Origin of the sequence: Bacillus sp. UNCCL81, from assembly GCF_900112535.1 — a bacterium.
GTDB classification, from domain to species: Bacteria; Bacillota; Bacilli; order Bacillales; family Bacillaceae_G; genus Gottfriedia; species Gottfriedia luciferensis_B.
Window position 1 is genome coordinate 238,608 of the sequence record NZ_FOMF01000004.1, and the last position, 19,338, is coordinate 257,945.

A 19,338-nucleotide genomic window follows, 5' to 3' on the forward strand; every position below is an offset into this window, starting at 1 on the left:
AAATAGTTAAGCCGTTTTCAACAAGGACTAAAAATAATCTATTTATTGCTCATAAGGTAGAAGCACCTTCCACAAGGAAGGTGCCTCACTCACTCTTTATTTACTTCAATCCAAAAGCCTTAATAATATCTTGATTAATACTATTACCCGCATCATCCCAAGCACTTGCTCTTAATGATACAGAAGTTGCCTTCTTACGGTTTTCAATTCTAGCTTTCCAGCCATCTTTTTCACGATTTAAATCAACTAGTTCCCAAGTCTTGCCTTCATCATATGAAACTTCTAATGTTGCACCTTTCATTTTACCGTTTCCTGGTGCTCCAGCTACTTGAATAGCTTTCATTTCTAAATCGACCCAACGGCCTGATTTTGCATCACCATTCATGTCAGTTTCTACATTGTAATCAAGCGAGATTAATGGAAGTTCTGTTTGATATTCTTCTTGCTCTTTAGACCAGAATGTCCACTCTGTATGTGTTTTTACAGAATTATCAAAGCGAGCTGGATCGCGCCAAGCATCACTAACTACTTTATACTGAGTATTTGCAGTTGGGTATTCATTAAATGAGTAGATTGCTTGTCCTTTTGCTTCTTTTACTAGTTTTGATCCTTGGTATAGTTTTAATGTTTGTGAACCTGGATAATTAGTTTCTGATCCTGTGCTTCCTACTCCAGAATCAGCCCATGCAGGGATGTTGATGACTAAGTTGTTTCCTGTACGATAAGGTTTCCAGAAGCCATCACCTAAACGAGGACGAGCAACCGGTGAGAACCACTCTTCATCTAATGTTTGTCCTGGTTTGTATGTTGCTTTTGGCTGGCGTACTTCCCAAGCAGCATCTAGCACACTAGCTTGATGATACCAAGAAGTGCCTTTTTGAGCAGAAACCCATTCAGTTCGAACTGATGGTAGATTTAATTTCATTTGATAACCTACTCCATTTGGTCGGTAAGATGGAATATCCCAACGGAATTCACCACCTGCTGTAGGTTGATCAGATTTGTATTCAGCATTAATTTTTACAAGTTCGTTCGCTTTAGGTGAATATGTTACATCATTTGGAATTGCATTGTCATGGTTATCAACAAGATCATAAACGTATTTCGAATTAGGAGTACCTTTTACGTCCAGTGTTACTTTTTTGGACTTCGCAGTCTCAATCAATTTTTTTCCTTCTGTTTGGCTAATTGCTACAACCGCGATTGGAGAATCTGAAAGTGAGTAATCATCATTTTCAACTCCAACATATTCACTAATTTCTTCTGGTCCATCATTTACAGTGATAACTAGTTTTGCACCTGCTGCATATGCTGCTGCAGAACGTTCCATACCAGTTACTTCATCACTTCGATCAACGATTACAGCTTTACCCTTAACGTTTAATCCTTTATAATCGGCTGGAGCCCCTTTACCTACATAAACAGCATCAAAATTGTATTTTCCATCTAGCGGCGTACTTCCTGCTTGTGGGATATCATCTAATTCATTGCCTTTGAAATTAATTGTCATGTATGGTTCAATCAATCTCCATCGAGTGTTGAATGTAAATTTTCCATTTTTAACTTTCTTAGTTGGCTCAGCATACATCTTATCAACTATAGCCGGCATTACATAGATGTCACCAACATTGTTGCCATCAATTTCACGGTAATATTCCATTTTTCTAAAGCTTGCTTCTGTTTTATTCGGTACGTTTGCTGTAATTTCATTGGCTTTTCTTGCATCCAATGTAACTGTTTGAGGTCCATTTAAATTAATTTCAGGATTTCCTACAAGTGCAACGCCAGCGTGGTCAGTATCAGTATCAACATCCATCATTGACATTGCAGAATATGTTCCTGGTTTTAGACGTAATTCTGTTGTACCGTTAATTGCAATAAACTCCGGAATACCATTTGGACCAAGTAGATTGATATACGCTAATGTAGGATTACCGTCACGTCCAATTGCTTTTAAAGTTAGTGGATATCTTTCTTCTTCTTTAATCATAGCCAAAGCAGTATGCACAACAGTTTTACCATCAAAATTTGCAGAAATCTGACCTTGATAACGTCGACCATTAGCAGCTGCATTCGGATCAAGTGTTACATTTACTTTTGCACTACCTTTTGCCGGTACAGTTACCTTGTTCGTTGAAAGTTTAAATAAACCAGCAGGTTCATCAGCATCGCTATTATCAGTAATTTTCGCTGATAGATCTAACGTCACAGGCTTATCACTATCGTTAGTGTAAGTAATTGTTTTCTCTTTCAATCCATCATTATCATGTGGCCAAGCATAGAAACCAAAATCAAGTGAACCTGTCGCACGCAAATCACCAAGAGTCGCTGCTGCAACATCAAGACGTCCAGTTCCACCTTCTAACGGCTTAATATCATCTAATTTTTTAGTTGTACTCATTAATGCATCTTTCAGCTGTGCGCCTGACCAATCAGGGTGACGTTGTGAAAGAATCGCTGCCGCTCCTGCCACGTGTGGCGTAGCCATCGACGTACCACTCATTGAAAGATAAGATCCACTTCCTTGAGTTGAATATTGAGATCGTGCAGCAGTAATATTTACACCTGGTGCTGTTAGATCCGGCTTTAATCCTTCACTTCCAAAACGTGGACCTTGTGATGAGAAGTAAGCAAGATTATCTGATTTATCAACTGCACCAACTGTTAGTGCCGCATCTGCAGCTCCAGGAGAACCGATTCCTTCACGGCCTGTATTACCAGCCGCAATAACGAACAGAGAGCCTGTCTCAGCACTTAAATTATTAACCGCTTGTGACATTGGATCCGTACCATCACTTGACTCATCGCTTCCTAAACTCATGCTTACAATCTTGGCATTATGTGCAGCCCATTCCATACCATCAATAATCCATGAATCAAGACCAAAGCCTTCATTGCTTAATACCTTTCCTACTAATAGACTAGCTCCTGGTGCTACCCCTTTATATTTTCCACCTGATGCTGCTCCCGTTCCTAATACAGTCGAGGCAACATGAGTACCATGTGCATGAAAATCACGTACATCTTGGTCAGGAACAAAGCTTTTTGTTTCTTTTATTTGACCAGCTACATCTGGATGCTGTGCATCAATACCTGTGTCCAGAACTGCTACTTTTACGCCACTTCCGTTGTAACCAGCATTCCAAGCAGTAGGTGCCCCAATTTGAGGAACACTTTGCTCAAGCGTTGCCTTAACACGACCATCTAACCAAATTTTTTCAATTCCAGGTGTAACTAATGACTTTGTAGATTTAGCAGAATCCGCAGATTTTATATTTTTCTTAACATCTTGCCAGAACTCTTTCGAATCCTTTTTCTCTGCAGAAAGCGCTGCTCCATTTATACTTTCAAGTTCATGTGTTTTCTTTGAAGCTTTTAATGTAGGCTTCACACTTGAGCGAGTTTTTGACTCTGAATACTGTACGATAACAGGTAATGTCTTTTGAGAAGCATCATCATATCCATCCGCTATAAGTGCAGTGATATTGAATAAATCTCGATCTAATGCACCAGAAGCTAAGTAAGGCATCGCTTGTTTTGGAATAACATATGTATCCTTATTAACCGTCATGATATGTGAACCACCATCAGCTTTATCTGCTGGCTCAACACTGATCACACTTTGTCCATCAGCAAACTCTGTTACAGTAACAACATCACCTGTAATAAGGGTAATCACATGCTTCCCTGTACTTGCTTTTGCGTTAATTCCTTGAAGATTCGTTTCTACAGCACTACTATTTGTTAAATTTGAAACATTATTGCTTGTCCCGGCAGCTAACGCTTGAAAAGTCGGAACAGCAATAAGAGCTGTCGTCATCATCGCAGTAACATACTTATTTAACCTAGGCTTTCCTGTCATCTTACACTCCCCTATTCTGATAAAATAAAAAAAGCGACTTCTCATATGAATCTATTAAAATCGATTTTAATCGTTCACATCCAAACCACTTCTTAAAAAGCACTCTACATTATCAAAATATAAAGAATATTCAATTATTGGTCAATTGGGTTATTTAGCTCCTGATTTAACAGCATTTTATTAATAAGCGCTAATTTTTCTAATCATTTTCAAATGAAATTAACCCACTTATTCTCACAAAATAAATGATTAGTTTTTTACTTTTTAATTTTTAATTTAGTTAAATAAACCTATTAAAAATTCGTATAAAAATATCTTTAGAGGAAAAATGTACCTATTCCTTTTTCGCTAAAAATTAGGTTATTTACTATATAAAAGCACTTAACTCTTTGTTATGTTAAGTGCCTCTCCCTTTATTAAGATAATTTGATATAAGTTTTAAAACCTAGGTTATTCATAGATTTTCTAAAAGTTTACATCCTTTTAAAACTAAATCCGGTAGTTATCAAACAAGATAGAAATGCAACAATTGAAACCACTAATCCAATCATCAATCCTAATGATCTCATAAACAGATCTTCACCTGGATTAGAAGGTTCAAGATTTAATAACCAAAATAGAAACAAAATTGATAATAAAATATAAAAACTACTCCCTAAAATACTCATTTTAATTCGGTTTGCGTTTGAACCTTGCCATGCCTTATTCACAATCATCCATAAAAAGAAGCTTCCAAAGACGGCCAAAACCATTACCAATAAGTCGAGAAATGGAATTAGTAGATACGTTAATAGATAAATTAACAGACAAGAAGTAAAAAACAACGTTGCATTCATAATAAACAAGAAAATACCTGACATTAAATGATTTTGAAACCAACTAGTATTTTTCAATTTAAGAACAAGTTTATTATATTCACCAAGCTTAGATGATATTTTATCCTTACTAAATAGAATTATGGAAACTACAATAAAAACGAACAATAAAAATAAAGTCAATGACACATTACCTCCATATTTAATTCTTATTATTACTAATCATAAAATGAAATATATTCCAGTGGAGTAACAATCTATGAAATTTATATGAAAAAAGCTATAAACAAGCGATTAAGCAATTGTTTATAGCTTTTTTATACGATAAATAATTCTTTCACAAAATTATAACATTCATAAATCTTACTCTTTATTAATTCAACTATAATAAAAGATAATCCTAGTTTAGATGTTTTATATAAAAACGAAAGAATCAAAATATGTACGATACTTGAATACTGATAAAAAAATTGAAAAAGTAGAGAAGGACTTAAGACATGCTGATTATATAGAAAATACTTATTACAAGTAATTTTAAATATTAAATAAAAAATGGAATGTAAGATAAACCGATCCTCCTGGTTTTATCTTCATTCCTATAATTTCTGCATTTTATTCTAACCTCAATACTAATCACTCAATATTACTAACCTCCAAAACAATCTCAATCTTCCGCTTCTTCTTCTCAATCATACTGGCAATAAATTCACTAAAATCATCTTTTTGACTTTTTGGGGTTTTATTTGTATCACCACTAATTGCAGCGATTCGATACAGGATCTTTAATTGTTCCATATGCTCATTTAGACTCATATTTGATAAGTCCTCATATTGTTCAATGAGCCTTTTTCTAAAAATAATTTCTAAGTCATCGTTTGTGGCAGTTTCGTTTGAAGTATTTTTTCGAATATAAATTTTATCTGTAAATAATTTATCGGAGCCTCTTTTAGCAATAAACGGGATATACCGATTTTGCTCGGGGATATAAATGATGAAGAAGGTTTTACCACTAAAATATCCATACATTTCATTCTCATCGTAATCAATTTGTTGAAGATGATAAATTAGAATAGAAGGTAAGTAGCCATTTAATTTTCTTTGAAAATCGGTTGGATCCTTTAGCTCTTCTTTAAGGATTCCTACGGGGTGATTATCATCATTTACGCCAAAAATAATTGATCCTCCACCAGAATTTGCCATTGCAATGATTAATTTTGCAATTTGGTCCTCTCTAACGAATGTTTCCTTAAAATCCAATGCATTATTTTCTCCAAAAGATTGTTCAATCAGATTTTTAAGAGAAGCAATATCAAAATTCTTATCTGCATAATTAAATGTATTTAGAAATTCCTGCTTATAAATCGGCCTTTTAACCATTATTCCACCTAGTTTCATATTTTTTAAAATCTAAACTAGATCTGTTATTACATTTAATGTTAGGAAAAAAGAAATGGCACCTAAATATCCTACAATTTTTCTGGTAAAAAATTCAAAAAGCCAAAGCACATAGCCTTGGCCTCTAATATCAATGATCTAAAAATCACTAGGAAATATTCTTCGTTTAAAGTGATATTCAACTGAGCGATTATTAAACAGATTACTATAATTTACTTTAATCTTTTTAACTTCTAGTTGCTTAATTTTCTCTTCTAATGACTTCTTATCCTCATCAGTTAATTTTCCATCCTCTGACAAACTAGAAATTTCATTTAATAATTCCTGAATCTTTTCATCACGAAATTCTTTTTCTTCATTTTGTTGATAAATGGTCATCTTAGTATGAAGAATTGAATTGACCAATTCGTCAGCCCCACCCGAAAGTCTATTTAAGATTAAAAGCTGTTCATTTAATATCTCATTATCTAAATCATAAGGATACCTTAGTTGATGATCTATTTCGCTCCAGCCTTCTTCAAAGATTGTTCTTACTTGAATTTCAGCTAAATAATTCACTTTTGTCATTTGCGACTTAATCACATAATGCCATGATCGATATCCGGCATCATGAACTAAAAACTGAAACTTTTCCTCCTCAATATGCTGTTCGCTTGTCATATCTCCTAAGCGATGGTAAATAGTCGCTTTTTCATGTAAATTCCAATTTTGTCTAATAGTTTTGTCTATATCTGCAGCTTGGTATTTATATAAATGTAATGCTCTTATACCAATTAGATCTGTGATTTCTGATTTATAATTCGAAACATTGATTTCATAAGATGAGTCTGATTTTTTGCCTTTTATCGTCTTTCGAATAATCTTTTCAATTAAATGATCAGGATATTTAATTCTTGATTTCACAGTATGAATTTCAGGATTTTTACGGAGTATTTCTGAAATAAAAGTAGCTACAGTTTCAAGATTCGGAATTTCTGATATGTATTCATTATAAATTTCAATATATTTTGACCAGTCTAAACAGTACTTTTCAAAATCCTGTTCATCGATTTTATATTTTTCAAAGAAATACTTTTGATTCTCTATTAGGCCCATACGTTATCTCCTTCTAATAATTCCATAACCATATCCTACCATATTTCTGGAAGAAACATACTTTTACAGTACAGAAATTGAGTATGACTGTTCTACTTTTTTACTAATCTTATTATTAATTAATCGAACAAACGACCTATTTTGAATATACGTTCGTAAAAAATCTATCTATTTTCTAAAAAAACCACTTACATTAGAATAGATGTTCGTGTATAATAAAAACATCCAAACAAAACAGAACATACAATCTTAAAATTCAAGACAATTAAAGCCTAAGAGAACTTAAAAGTAGAACAAAAAAAGGAGATGTGAAAAATGGAAATTATCATTCTATGTAGTGTCTTATTATCTTGGTGTATTTTAGAGGGTTTTAACAAATTTGTAGTAAATCGTTGAAAGCACTAAAAGAGATTCTTTATATTACTTTAGAAAGGATAAACTCTCTTATTCCCTAAAACTAATTTCAAACAAAAAAGTGCTCTTCTACTTTGAAAAGATAAAAGAGCACTTTTAGAGATTTTTTATTTAGCTATGTATTCCTGCAATTCCTTAAGAAGAATTTCTGCGCCGTATTTACTTACTACAATCTTTCCACTATCAAACGAAAAATTATTTTCATCAATAACTCCTGTTATCATACAAGCATTACTCGAAACAAATTGTTTAAGGATAATCTTTTGTTCCTCAATAAATACTTCAAATGGTTCATATTTATTTAGATTTAACATTTTTCTTAATTCCTTTGGTAAAACAATTCTTCCTAAGTCATCTAGTCTTCGGACAATTCCACTTAGACCGGAATTTTCATCATATTTTGTAAGAATAATCATACCTTCTTCAAAATGAATTTCAAAAGGAGCATTGTTCTCTAAATTCATTGTGTTTCTTAGTTCTTTCGGTAGAACAATTCTTCCAAGATCGTCTAGTTTTCTAATAATTCCAGTTGATTTCATACTTGCAACTCCCCATTTATTTCTATCTCTTTATCTACTCAATATAATTCTCTCTATAGTTACATTGAGTTTAGTTTAATAATACCAAATTATTTTAATTTTCTCTCTACTTATATCGACTCATTTTTACTTATATTAATACAAATTAATAAAAATTTATTGATATTTCTTAATTAACATTCTTTTTCACCCTATCTTATTTAGTATTCGTTAAATTAGGTAAAATTTTTTAAAAGATTCAAAAAGAGATGAGTTAATCAATCGGTAACGAATTACCTTTAATTAACTCATCTCTTAAAATAAATCTTTTATCTTGTATATCCACCGAGACTTTGTTCAGCCATTTGAACTAAACGTTTTGTAATCTCTCCACCTACAGAACCATTTGCACGAGCTGTTGAATCTGGACCTAAATGTACTCCAAATTCTGTTGCAATTTCATACTTCATCTGATCGATTGCAGATTCAGCATTTGGTGAAACATATTGATTTGAAGATCTGTTTGCCATGATATGTAGCCCCTTATAATAAAATTTTCTGATATAAACTATCAGATTGCTGTTAGTATTTCATATTGAATTGAAAATATTCATCATATAAATATTTCTGTAACTATTTGAATGATTCATACGAAATTTTATGGCAAATAGAGTTTTCCTTGATATTTGAAATCTTAATTCATCTGCAAAGATTGTCAGATTATTTCCCAAAAAATAAATTAATTGCTAAATATGATTGAATCAATAGCTAATCACACTTAAACAGAACTCCCATATATTATATTAGTATAATTCCATTTTTCTGAAAGGTAGGTGTAACAAAATGAAAGTAGATGGTATCTTTGAAGGAGGAGGAGTTCGAGGAATCGGGCATGTTGGTGCTATTTGTGCATTAGAAGAAGAAGGATATGAATGGGCACGTTTGGCAGGTACTTCTGCTGGTGCTATTGTTGCTACTCTTCTAGCATGTGGCTATACAGGAAAACAATTAAAGGAAATTATGGATCATCTAGATTATAAGAAATTTATTACTAAAACATGGTTGCACTTTATTCCTTTAATAGGACTAGGATTAAATCTCTTATTTAAAAATGGGTTATATAAAAATGACTTTGAAGAAGAATGGTTAGAAGCTTTATTATCAAAAAAAGGTGTTCGCTATTTCGATGATTTAGAAGAAGGTAAATTAAAAATCATTATTTCAGATATTAGTAATGGTAAGATGGTCGTTTTACCTGACGATTTACCTGATTACGGCTTAACAGCAAAAGATATAACAATTTCTCAAGCAGTAAGAATGAGTGGTACAATTCCCTTTTTCTTTCAACCAATTAAACTAAAAACTCCTTTTTATAATTATCCAATTTTAATTGTTGATGGCGGAATTCTAAGTAATTTTCCAATTTGGATTTTCGATGATCATCAAGAATGGCCGACTTTCGGTTTTCGCTTAATAGATGAAGAAATTATTGCGAAACCACTGGATGGTCATACCCCAATCTCATTTTATAAATCAATATTTATCACGATGAGACAAGCACACGACATTCGACATCTTACAACTGAAGTAAATGAACGAACAATAAAAATCCCAACTGGTGATATATCAAGTACAGATTTCAATTTAACTAAAAAAGAAAAAGAAGCACTTTTTACAAATGGATACCAAGCCGCAAAAAAATTTCTTGGAACTTGGGATTTTGAAAAGTTTAAACACAACTATCCGCCTGAACCTTACTGTCAAAAGGTGAATAGTCTGTAGTAACTTAAAAAACGCAATCTTTTCTTGATATTCATAGAAAAGATTACGTTTTTGTTTTTCCTTTTCAGTTCCGTTAGATTAACTCATTTAATCCTTACTTTAGCATCCCCCCGAATATATTCAGGATAAAACGCAAGCTTAAGCTTTAATGGATTAACGTAATCTTTAGTAGAAATTGTTATTCCTACTATTTGCTTACCACCATCATGATATTCAGTTGATTCTGCACTAGTTTCAACTTCTTTGCCATTAGCATCAAAAATTGATTCAACCAATGAGTAATGAAATTCTTTTTTTGTATTTAAGGTGAACTTCAAGTCTGATCCTTCTTTTTTTAAGTCAGTTACATAATTTCCTTTTGGCTGTTTAAGAATTTGTTGTTTCTCAGTATCAACTAAAATATAGTCTTCACCCTTATCAACTGCCTGTAGCTTATTAATAATCAAATATAATTCTTTTGGATCTTTAAAGTAATTACTCTGTAAATAGATAATTCGTTCATTATCACTAAGAATATTGGCAGTAGTTCCATTTGTTATTTTAGACCATACTTCACCATTTTGATCAAGAAGTTCAAAATCAGTAAAATCTAATATTTTCTTAGTATTATTTGGATCCATTTTTACTTGTACAGCTACACGAAGAGGATAAACTGTAACTTTTTTAATGGTTATCTTTTGCCCTTCAATCATTACTGTTTTATTTAGTTCGTATATTTGCTTTGTTTTTTCTAGATTTTTTAAAGAGAATGGAATAGAAAATTGCTCTGAAACCTCCTTACTCTTTATCTTTAAATCTAGGTAAAAATCTTTTTGCTCGTTTGTTTTCTGAAAAAGATATTCAATCTTACTAGTATAAGTATTTAACTCGTCTTTTACTGGAAGATCAAATGAAGAAGAATGTTCTGGCAATTCTTCACCATTACTTGGTTTGAGATTCACTTCTTTTAAAGTAAAATTATGTTGTGTCTCTTTTGCATCAATCGTGTAAAAAATTACTATTCCTTGCTCATCAGCAATTACTGAATCAATCGTTACCTTAATTCCGTTTTTCTCTTGAGAAATATTAATTTCTTGAGCATATTTATTTTCTACAGCTGATATTAGACCCTTATCATCACGTATAAGCTTAACGATTTTCTCCATACCTGGAATATTTGTTAAATAATCAGCAAAGGTTGGCGATACACGAATACTTGTAAGAAATCCCAATAGAAGAATAGCAGCTGCAACAATAGACCAAATCTTAGATTTCCGTTTCGGTTTAGTTACCAACTTAGTTACTTTAGCTTTTTGAAGTCCAATTTGTATAGCCTCATCAATTTCATCAATAGGTAATTCGACGTTTTCATATTTTTCTTTCCACTTTTTTAATTCATTTTCTTCTTTTTCAAACACGGCCTTTTTCTCCTTTCTCTTCAAGGATTCCTCTTAATGACCTCAATGCTTTATTCAACCAAGTCTTTACCGTACCTTCTGGGCGATTCCACATAATTGCAATATCTTTGATTTTGACATCGTGAAAATATTTTAAATGTAAAAGCTGTCGCTGTGTATCATCAAGCTGTGACATTGCTTCTTCTATTTCAATATAGTTATAATCTTCGGTCGTACCTAGCTGTGAAATATATTCATCGTCGAAAGTTACTCTATTATTCTTCTTAATATAATCCTGGCAGTAATTAATCATAATCCGAATAAGCCATGTTTTTACATAACTTGGTTCTCTCAATGTTTTTATGTTTTGATAAGCTCTAAAGGTTACTTCTTGAATTGCTTCAATTGCCTCATCTTTATTCTTCAAGTAAGCTAATGCAGTTTTATATAATGATATTTTATGCTCATGCATAATTGACAAAAATGCTTGCTCATCTCCTTTGATAGCCCTTTTCACTAGACTATGATCCTGCAATCTCAATCCCTCCATCTCGATGTTCTATACATTAGACTCCTGAGAGCTAAAAAAGTTTTAATAATTTTTAATTTTTTTGAATCAATTTCATAATCCATCTTTTATTAAGCCTCCATCTACGGAATTTGATTGCTAACTTTTAAAAAATCAAAAATAACATACAAATAATAGTTTTGTAGATTTTTCTTAAATTCCAAAAGGAGTAATATGCTATTAAAAAATTTGAAAAATTAACAATATCGACAATAGATATTGGCTAATTTTACCTTTTTAGATGTTATCATAATTTCGTAATCGTTTACTAAAAAATTAGAGACAGTTTTGAAAAAGACTAATTCTATTTTATCTTCTACGGTATATTTTTTGTCGGTGCAACAACCTATTGGAAGCAGGAGGATAATATTATGAAATTAGCAAAAAAAATATTAATTATAACTTCATACATACTGTTTACCGTATTGATTATAGTTGGTCCAGAGTTTCATAAGTATAAATTGTATGTTCTTTTCTTACAGGTATTATTTTTTTGTACAGGTCCATTATTATTAGTATTGATAGATCGGAAGAGAAAAAGAAGTAAAGTTAAGGCTGAAATCAACAGAATCGAAATGAAATAGTTTTACGTTTGTAGATCTATGGAGTGGAATTAGAATTTAAGCAGCTTTTATAAAGACATAAAAATTTTTAAAAGGAGCCATAATAAAAAGACATGAGCATCCACACTCATGTCCTTTTCTACATCTATAAATCTATCTATTTCTGTTTTTTCGATTACGTAAGAATGCCGGAATATATGAAGTTGAATCTTCCTTCTCATTGTATCGGCCATATTCTTGTTGTTCATTATAGCGTCCGTAATTTTGTTGTTCTTTGTAACCATTATCTTGTTGTTCTGTGTAACGATTTTGATCTTGTCGTTCTGTGTAACGGTTATAATCTTGCTGTTCATTAAATCGGCCATAATCATTTTGTTCATTATAACGCCCATAATCTTGTTGATCACTATAGCGATTATGATCTTTTTGTTCATTGTAACGGCCATAATTTTGCTGTTCCGTATATCGACCTGCGTCTTGTTGATCATTAAAGCGACCGTAATCTTGCTGTTGGTCTACACGATATCTCTGATCTTGTTGGAATCGTTGCTCTCTATTGTATAAGCTAGGTGCTTCTTCTATTGGTCTAGAAGGAGTTCTTACCATTTTCTCTTCTTTATCCGCAAATCCTGTAGCAATTACCGTTACAATAATTTCATCTTTTAAGTTTTCGTCGATTACCGAACCGAAAATCATATTTAATTCTTCGTGAGATGCAGAAGCAACGATATCTGCAGCTTCTTGTACTTCAAACAGACTTAAGTTACGTCCACCTGTAATATTCATAATTACACCATGAGCTCCATTAATAGAAGTTTCAAGTAATGGAGAATTTAATGCCTTCTGAGCAGCGATTGTAGCGCGATCTTTACCTTTTGCAATACCAATTCCCATAAGGGCTGTCCCTTTATGAGACATGACTGTTTTAACATCCGCAAAGTCAAGATTGATTAATCCTGGTACTGCGATTAAGTCGGAAATCCCTTGAACCCCTTGTCGAAGTACATTATCCGCTTCACGGAATGCTTCGAGCATCGGTGTTTTTTTGTCAACTAGCTCCAATAATCGATCGTTTGGAATGATAATTAAAGTATCAACTGCTTCTCTAAGTTCCTTAATTCCACCTTCAGCATTTGTTGCACGCTTTTTACCTTCAAATTTGAAAGGACGAGTTACTACTCCAATTGTTAAAGCACCAAGCTTTCGAGCTATTTTCGCAACTTCAGGTGCTGCACCCGTACCTGTTCCGCCGCCCATTCCAGCTGTAACGAAAACCATGTCTGCACCTTTTAGTACTTCCTCAATTTGAGACTTACTTTCTTCTACTGCTCTTTTTCCAATTTCAGGATTTGCACCTGCTCCTAAACCACGCGTCAACGTAGCACCGATTTGCATTGTAATTTCAGCTTTTGATTGTTTCAGTGCTTGCGCATCCGTATTAAAAGCAATGAATTCAACGCCTTCTACTCCGTCTTCAATCATTCGGTTAACGGCGTTATTACCGCCACCACCAACACCTATAACTTTTATTCTTGCAAACTGTTCTATATTTTCAAATTCAAACATGATCATTCCTCCTCGTCATACCGATTACATAATTTCACGTTTTTCAAAGAACCATTCATTATCATTCTAAGATTTATCTTTTTATGTACGTTTTAGTAGATTAGAATTATCCAATTCACTTTAAGACATAGAATTGTCCTAATTCCCCTAACACTACTATACAAGAAAACTACCTGTTATCTATTTGATAATTTTCCCTTAATATACCTTTAACTAAAACATGTATTTTAACATCTTAATGTAATATCTCTATTAACTTCGTAACAAACTTTCATTAAAAAGTTTGTACAATTAATATAATTCTTTCCTTATTGATTGAATCCTTTAAGAAACTATTGATTTATGAGAAAACACAACTACACTTTATACTTTGTTAAAATATTCACAAACAATACATTTATTCGCACTATGTTATAAGTATAATTTGGTAATATATACATGTATAAGAAATTATTTCCACAACTATTTTAAAAATAAATTTATAAAGGAGAGAGAGTATGAAAAAATTATTTACAAGTTTAATTATTTTAGTTTGTATATTAACAACTTTTTCTATCCCGCTCAAAACGTCCTATGCCTATAATACTTATGGCCACAAACTAGTTAATGGAGTAGGTCATTATGGACAAAACAGACAATATTATTTTCTAGATAGTTCATTAGGTAAAGAAAAGCAAAAATTTAAAGATGCTATGAATAAATGGATTTATGGAACAATTACTACACCTATTTCTTTTAGAGAAACAACTACTAAATCATCTTCTGTATTAGATGTATTTAAATTTACTACAAAGGATGATGGAACGGCTGGAATAACATATTTTATGTATGGAAAAAAACACGTTGACGCTTCTAAAACTGATTGGTACTGGGCATATATAGATTTACAAACCGGAACTTATAATAAATTAACGGATTGGCAAAAAAGACTTGTTCATGCCCATGAAATAGGACATGCGTTTGGCTTAAATCACACAAAGGTTTATGGAAATTTAATGCATCCAAATGGGAACCAGTCATCTACCAATATCCCATTAGATGATCAATTTAAAGGTATCAATTTCATTTATAAATAAGGAGGAATTGAATTGAAAAAAAATAGTATTATATTTAGTGTTTTAGTTACTATAGCCTTTAGTTCGTTAATTTACTATTATATTAATAATGAAAAACCAAATAAACAAAACAATACGGCAAATATAATGGAAGAAAATAAAGACTTAATAAAAAGTTCAGATGATAACAAGTCTAATCCTTCAAATTATCCATTAAATAACCAATCAAATAAAATAGAAACCGTAATTGCTAGTGCATCTCTTTTTGGTAACTTTGATCGAGTCGAGGACTTAATGAAAGATTCCGATTTAGTCGTAAAGGGTACTGTAAAATCAGTAGAACCGTATGTCGTAAAAAATAATGCTGGAATTGGTAGACCGTATACTAAATTAACTTTTAAAATCAAACATGTTCTATCAGGAGACAAAAATTTAAAAGGAAAAACAATTTCGATTTTAGAATATGGAGGAATAATTTCAAAAAAAGACTTTGGTCTAGATAAAAAGTTCAAAGATTTATCAAATTCAGAGCTACAGGAAAAACTTGAAGTATCGTTAGAAGGTATTCCCAATTCTAAAGCTGGTCAAAATATGGTCGCTTTTTTAGTGGATGATAAAGATGCCATAAATACAGAGCCTAAGTTATATGGGATCAGAGGAGCATACAAGGGCAGATTTACCCAAGACACTAAGACGAAGAAATATAAACGTGGTATACCTAAAAATGTAACTACAGAAGAAGAAGGTACGGAATTGAAAATTAATGATGCTGTTACGGAACTAAATAATCAACTAGAAAGCTAAATAATAATGTTTCATATTAGGAAAAAGGACTTGAAATATAACCAAGTCCTTCTCACTTAAAAGTTTATTTTTCAATTAATTCTGTTTTATTATCATCAGTCCAATTCTGAACACCGTCATCTTCGTCCAATTCGATAATTACGTCCGTTACACCTTTTTCTTTCATGATTTTTTCTTCTAAACGATCTTTTATGTCATCAGCTTGAGCTATAGTTAAATTAGGATCTAATTCAATTTCTATTTCAACATGTAAATCTTCACCCTCTTTGACAACCGTAAGAGCTTGAATATCTTTGACATCTGGATCTTCCATTACGATTTCACCAATCTTGTCTTCCATTTCTTCATCAGATTCACCAATTACACCTGCAGCATTATCAAGAAAAACTTTTCCAACAACAAGGAACATCAAAATACCGATGATGACAGAAGCAACACCTTCCGCTTGATGAAATGGTGTAAAGTAAGCAATGATTACAGCAATCATCGCTAATAATCCACCTAAAGTTGCTACTGTATCTTCTAAGAAAACTAATTTTGTAGCTGGTTTTGCTTTTCCTAAATTAGAAATTGCCTCTGTAACTACGCCAAAACCACTTGTTGTTATTCCTAATTCATGACTAATTTCTTTCATTGCTTTGTAAAGTACAAATGCTTCAAGCACAACCGAAGCACCTAAAATAGTAAGGGTAATAGCCAGTCCTGAAGAGTGGGTTGGATGTACAATATGATGAATTCCTTCGACAATCGTTTCAAACGCCATAATTCCTACAATTAATACTGCTCCAAGTAAAACTAAATTAACTAGTCGACCAAATCCGTTTGGGAACCGATCTGTTGGTGCTTTTTTACTTAAAGCTGAACCGCTAAAAACAAAAAGTTGGTTCGCAGTATCGGCAGCACTATGCATCATCTCAGCAAAAAGTGCAACACTTCCTGTCATGCTAAACCCTATTCCTTTTATTATCGCTATTACAGCGTTAACAATAGCTGCTAATAATGCAGATTTATTACCTTTTTTTAAAAGCTGTAAAAATTCTTTCATTCTATACTCCTCTTCACTAGTATTTTTATATTATGTATTTTTATATTTTTTATTAGCTAACTCAGGGAAAGTTCATTAAATTCGAACTAACAACAGTTTATTTTTTACTTATTTGGAAAGATATGTAATTTAATATTACCATAGGTTTTCGTTATTCTTTTGTATCTTCAACAAAAATATTTCTGTTCGGCTAAAATATTTGACGAGTTGAATAGAAACTCATTTTCTTTAACAAACGAAGGTTCCTCTATAGACGAAAAAACAAATAGAAATCCAATAGATAAATCACGATAATTGCCAATGTTATTCCTATTAAGAAAAAAAATATCTTTTTTAAAAGCTTTTTTTTAGTAAAAATTGAAACCCATAAACAAAATAATGCTAATAATAAAATTGGTACCGTTAGTAGCATAATCAACAACTATCTTCACATCCTTTAACTGAAATTCCTATGTCATACTTAAATTTTTTTGAGGTTCAAAAAAAGCTATCTAAAAAGACAGCTTTTAATAATTTATATGCAGTTAATGAAATGTATTAGTTCCATTTCAATTTTTAAAACCATTTTTACTTTTTACTTTCCTTAAAAGATACATGTTCTAATCTCTTTTCCATTAGTTCAGCCATTTGTTTTGACTGTGGATCTTTTTCTTTTTGTAAATTATCAATGATATGATTATAATCCTTTTCGCTTCGGTTCTGGCTCAATTTATATGAAGCCTGAATTTCATTCACCTTAATCTTAAATCCAACAATACCTTTAAGTTCACTTTCTAAAAGGTCTGGAGAAAGTTTATCCAAGAGTACTGGGTTTTCACGATTTTTCTCATATTCTTCTAGCATGATTGTTAGTTCATCTACTAATTCATCTCTTTCTAAAATGCTTGCTTTTCCGTAAACATGCACGGCTTGATAATTCCAAGTTGGAACTTCCTCAACTTCATACCAAGAAGATGAAATATAAGCGTGAGGTCCTTGAAACATAACAAGCACTTCTTCACTATTCTCAAATGTTCTCCATTGTGGATTTCCATATGCAATATGTCCAGTAATATAATAATCTTCACCTTTTTTAGTTATACCTAAAGGTAAATGAGTAGCAATTGGTCTACTCTGTTTTGTTGTGATAATCGTACCAAATGAGTTTTTTTGAACGAAATCCCAAATTTCTTTAGGATTTGTGACTTTATAATATTTTGGAATATACATAATCCAGAATCTCCCCTTGTTTTTTGTTGCAAATGCAATAAAAATATCACTCATTAAATCTAACTCAATTTCGTTGCATTTGCAACAAAATTCCCAAAAGTTCTAATACTTAATTTCTTAAAATTGAAGCTCAGTTAAATAAATGTTTATTTTTAAACTAAAAAAAGTTGTCTAATTAGGCAACTTTTAGAACCCTTATCAAGAATTAATTACAACCACTACCCACTTAACAGAATGAACTTTATCAGCCTTTTCATTTACACTTATTCGTCAACTCGGTTATATGTTTGTTCTAATAATGTTATGGTTTTATCTGTCACCTTTACCGTTAAAATGTTTGATGTCCCTTTTATTTTCAGCTTCACTTGTTTGTCGGTCGACGAGACGATTTTGTAATGTCGTTCCAACGTTTGGTTAAAAGAAGCCATTTTCGTAGTGTACCTCATAAGAACCCCATGCTTTGTTTTTTTGTCTTCTTTAAATTCAATCTGATAATCAACATCTTCATTCGATTTCGTTGTTTTTGTGTGGTAAGACCATTTTCCGAACAGTTTGTCTTCTGCAGCATGATGATTACATGCACTAAGAAAGATAACGAACAAAAAAGGTAGAACGATTTTTTTCACGATAGACCTCCAATAAATAGATTTATGATTTTCTGACGAAGCCTGTTTCCGATTTATACTATAGCCCCGACTACTCTTTTCTACTTAGTGTATATTGATCCATTGCACACTCACCCAATGTTCAACTTTTTATAACACTATGATTTATCTTTTTCGTAACTCTTTTACAATTTGACTTAAATAATAAACTATCATAATCATGCAAATTGATACTACTAAATCCATACCTCTATATCCATCAAATCAGTCTATACCATATTTATTTGTAAATTCATTTTTATTTTATCATTTAACCAAAAAGTATTAATCAATCAAAAGACTCATGGAAATTTAACTAAACTGACATTTGGTTCAATAAAAAACGGGCCACTTTTGTGACCCGTTATCTTCAAGTATCTCACTGCCTTATTCGCATGACATTATTTTATAATAAGTAAAATAATAGCTCTTCAAATGATATTCTACTTTCACTTAGACCTTCTTCATCTTCCGACCCAATCATTTTTATTTCTTTTTCATTTAATACGATGTCTTTAGTCGGATTTTCAATTTTACGTTTGAAAATGGATTTTAATAGGACTATTTGAATCTCAGACATTTCATATTCTTCTTCCCACTCATTTATAGCATTTTCCACATTATCTA

General features: G+C 31.9%; 16 protein-coding genes and 1 pseudogene. 4 read left to right on the forward strand and 13 right to left on the reverse strand.

Annotation, left to right across the window (positions count from 1 at the left end):
• Nucleotides 1–100: 100 nt before the first annotated feature.
• The 6 genes from BM319_RS10680 to BM319_RS10705 all read right to left on the reverse strand — a co-directional run bounded on the left by BM319_RS10680 (nucleotide 101) and on the right by BM319_RS10705 (nucleotide 8,629).
• Nucleotides 101–3,862, reverse strand: a complete 3,762-nt coding sequence (locus BM319_RS10680; RefSeq protein ID WP_091022548.1) for a S8 family serine peptidase — start codon at nucleotides 3,860–3,862, stop codon at nucleotides 101–103.
• A 473-nt stretch (nucleotides 3,863–4,335) separates the two neighbouring features.
• A complete protein-coding gene (locus BM319_RS10685) occupies nucleotides 4,336–4,866 on the reverse strand; it encodes a hypothetical protein (protein WP_502686142.1) in 531 nt (176 codons plus the stop codon).
• Nucleotides 4,867–5,310: 444 nt separating this feature from the next.
• Entirely contained in the window at nucleotides 5,311–6,054 is a 744-nt protein-coding gene (locus tag BM319_RS10690; protein ID WP_069035035.1) for an AlbA family DNA-binding domain-containing protein, read from the reverse strand.
• 156 nt (nucleotides 6,055–6,210) lie between these two features.
• Complete coding sequence (locus BM319_RS10695) at nucleotides 6,211–7,167, reverse strand: RelA/SpoT-related domain-containing protein (RefSeq protein WP_069035036.1); 957 nt, start codon at nucleotides 7,165–7,167, stop codon at nucleotides 6,211–6,213.
• A gap of 521 nt (nucleotides 7,168–7,688) precedes the next feature.
• Nucleotides 7,689–8,120, reverse strand: coding sequence for an AbrB/MazE/SpoVT family DNA-binding domain-containing protein (locus tag BM319_RS10700; RefSeq protein ID WP_254664631.1), 432 nt, complete (start codon nucleotides 8,118–8,120; stop codon nucleotides 7,689–7,691).
• Between the two features lie 308 nt (nucleotides 8,121–8,428).
• Nucleotides 8,429–8,629 carry an alpha/beta-type small acid-soluble spore protein gene (locus BM319_RS10705; protein WP_025568698.1) on the reverse strand — a complete coding sequence of 67 codons (201 nt, stop codon included), beginning with the start codon at nucleotides 8,627–8,629 and terminating at the stop codon, nucleotides 8,429–8,431.
• Between the two features lie 313 nt (nucleotides 8,630–8,942).
• Between BM319_RS10705 and BM319_RS10710 the strand changes: the two genes are divergently transcribed.
• Nucleotides 8,943–9,881 (forward strand): patatin-like phospholipase family protein, encoded by a 939-nt coding sequence (locus BM319_RS10710; RefSeq protein WP_091022552.1) that lies wholly within the window; start codon nucleotides 8,943–8,945, stop codon nucleotides 9,879–9,881.
• An 83-nt stretch (nucleotides 9,882–9,964) separates the two neighbouring features.
• Here the strand turns inward: BM319_RS10710 and BM319_RS10715 are convergent, their stop codons facing one another.
• Entirely contained in the window at nucleotides 9,965–11,278 is a 1,314-nt protein-coding gene (locus BM319_RS10715) for a DUF4179 domain-containing protein (RefSeq protein ID WP_175495597.1), read from the reverse strand.
• Nucleotides 11,271–11,792: a sigma-70 family RNA polymerase sigma factor gene (locus BM319_RS10720; protein WP_069035039.1), complete on the reverse strand. Its 522-nt coding sequence runs from the start codon at nucleotides 11,790–11,792 to the stop codon at nucleotides 11,271–11,273. Before BM319_RS10720 ends, BM319_RS10715 begins: the two co-directional genes overlap by 8 nt.
• 404 nt (nucleotides 11,793–12,196) lie before the next feature.
• On the opposite strand from BM319_RS10720, the gene BM319_RS10725 reads away from it, so the two are divergent.
• Nucleotides 12,197–12,409, forward strand: coding sequence for a hypothetical protein (locus BM319_RS10725; RefSeq protein WP_069035040.1), 213 nt, complete (start codon nucleotides 12,197–12,199; stop codon nucleotides 12,407–12,409).
• Nucleotides 12,410–12,970: 561 nt separating this feature from the next.
• Here the strand turns inward: BM319_RS10725 and ftsZ are convergent.
• Nucleotides 12,971–13,954 (reverse strand): annotated as a pseudogene (gene ftsZ / locus BM319_RS10730) (cell division protein FtsZ); the annotation flags it as partial.
• Nucleotides 13,955–14,451: 497 nt separating this feature from the next.
• Between ftsZ and BM319_RS10735 the strand changes: the two are divergent.
• Nucleotides 14,452–15,030: a matrixin family metalloprotease gene (locus tag BM319_RS10735; protein WP_091022558.1), complete on the forward strand. Its 579-nt coding sequence runs from the start codon at nucleotides 14,452–14,454 to the stop codon at nucleotides 15,028–15,030.
• A 12-nt stretch (nucleotides 15,031–15,042) separates the two neighbouring features.
• Nucleotides 15,043–15,813: a hypothetical protein gene (locus tag BM319_RS10740; protein ID WP_091022560.1), complete on the forward strand. Its 771-nt coding sequence runs from the start codon at nucleotides 15,043–15,045 to the stop codon at nucleotides 15,811–15,813.
• A 64-nt stretch (nucleotides 15,814–15,877) separates the two neighbouring features.
• Here BM319_RS10740 and BM319_RS10745 read toward each other — a convergent pair whose 3' ends face one another.
• From BM319_RS10745 to BM319_RS24705, 4 genes are all read right to left on the reverse strand, one after another.
• Entirely contained in the window at nucleotides 15,878–16,858 is a 981-nt protein-coding gene (locus tag BM319_RS10745; RefSeq protein ID WP_091022562.1) for a cation diffusion facilitator family transporter, read from the reverse strand.
• A 567-nt stretch (nucleotides 16,859–17,425) separates the two neighbouring features.
• On the reverse strand, nucleotides 17,426–18,067 hold the full coding sequence (locus BM319_RS10750; protein WP_091022564.1) for an FMN-binding negative transcriptional regulator: 642 nt from the start codon (nucleotides 18,065–18,067) through the stop codon (nucleotides 17,426–17,428).
• 263 nt (nucleotides 18,068–18,330) lie between these two features.
• Entirely contained in the window at nucleotides 18,331–18,693 is a 363-nt protein-coding gene (locus BM319_RS10755) for a lipoprotein (protein ID WP_069035045.1), read from the reverse strand.
• 424 nt (nucleotides 18,694–19,117) lie between these two features.
• Nucleotides 19,118–19,291, reverse strand: coding sequence for a hypothetical protein (locus BM319_RS24705; RefSeq protein WP_175403529.1), 174 nt, complete (start codon nucleotides 19,289–19,291; stop codon nucleotides 19,118–19,120).
• Nucleotides 19,292–19,338: the final 47 nt, after the last annotated feature.